Genomic DNA, 1,429 nt, shown 5'->3' with positions numbered 1-1,429 from the left:
AGTTTGTTAGTCGCGAGGCATCGAGCGACAATTTTAAGCCGAACCAAACTTTGCAAACAACAAACTTTATGTGCTTTGATGCACTTAAATCAGGCGTAGTCTCAAAGCGACTACTCAATGAAACCACTTGGAACAAACAACGCCGCAGAAAACGGACTGACAACACCAAAAAACGCTTTTGGAAAACCAATCTCACAGTGCGGACTTTCAACAAAGTCACTGAAACCACCTGGAACTTACAGCACCAGAGAAAACGCCCTTTCAGCAAGTAAATAAGCTTTTAAACCAACAGACTCACCGAGCAGATTTGCAACCAAAAACAGATTTTCGATTGCCCCGCGCTATCACCAACAAAGAACAAAACAACCGCTTGGAAAATAGCAATGCATTGATTTAGAACCGATGAAACAGAGCTTTGACCGTCGAAGATGGAACTATGACTCAAACAACCAGTAGCCAAGTTTTGAACTTAGAAACATGATTTTGACTGCTAGCTTTTTCTGGCGACTAACGCCTTGTTAAGGTGTGAGGCACGCAATACCAAAGCCTCAGCATACCACCTTAACCACTAAAACCGACGCATAGTGAAAATGCCACGCGTGCCGAATCACTCTTGAACAATTTGTTATAACGCGGTTTCCAGTGAACTCAAAGCCTCAACTGACCTCAACTCCCCCTTAGAAAACTCCAAGATACTTATCGCAAGTTGATCTACTGGCATGGACAAAAGACATTGACCATCAGTTCCAAATATACGGCTACCACCTAATCCACGAATGTTCTGATCGTTGAGCGCTTGTGGCCAGTTGCACTGTAAAATAAATGCTTCAAGTTCCTTAGCTATTTCAGAAGCCGCTGAAAAATAGCCCGTTAGGGTATTATCATTGCCGCTTTGGCTGATATAGCTTGGCCAAACTATGATTTCTGGAGAGCGGGAACGAACTTGAGAGATAAACCAGTCTGCATCCTCGACTTCTCTACAAATTACCGTGGTACAGCGAGTTCCATCAAGATCCAACACGCTTCTATTACCACCTTTAGCAAAAAACAGGGATTCACTTTCAGTTAATCCAGCCTTGTCCCATTGCGCTATGACCTGACCAGTTTTACTGATGCACAAATAACTATTGAACACATTTGAGCCAACTACTTTAGGTGCACCAAAAAACAGACTTGTTCGATACTTTTTCGCTAAATTTTGTAGTTCGACTATGGCATTTTGAATTAAGAGCTCTTTAGATTCAGCTTTTATATTTCTATGAAAGCCACTTAATGCGAGTTCAGGGAAAATTAGGACATCTAGTGCACCTAGCCTTTTAATGTACCCAGATATCGTCGTAAGATTTTGTGCAACAGTCCATCTCATTTGCATCTGAACAATGCCTATTTTCACTCTGTACTCCTTTAGCGTTATAACGCCCTGTTAAGG

General features: G+C 42.0%; 1 protein-coding gene. It reads right to left on the bottom strand.

What is annotated here, in order from left to right:
- Positions 1 to 625: 625 nt before the first annotated feature.
- Positions 626 to 1,393: a carbon-nitrogen hydrolase family protein gene (locus tag BIW15_RS23365; protein ID WP_025630483.1), complete on the bottom strand. Its 768-nt coding sequence runs from the start codon at positions 1,391 to 1,393 to the stop codon at positions 626 to 628.
- Between the last annotated feature and the right edge of the window lie 36 nt (positions 1,394 to 1,429).

The sequence above is a fragment of the Vibrio sp. SALL6 genome (genome assembly GCF_002002385.1).
In the GTDB taxonomy this organism is placed as follows: Bacteria; Pseudomonadota; Gammaproteobacteria; order Enterobacterales; family Vibrionaceae; genus Vibrio; species Vibrio parahaemolyticus.
The sequence above is the reverse complement of the archived record's forward strand: the minus strand, read 5'-3'. Positions and strand labels throughout refer to the sequence as shown.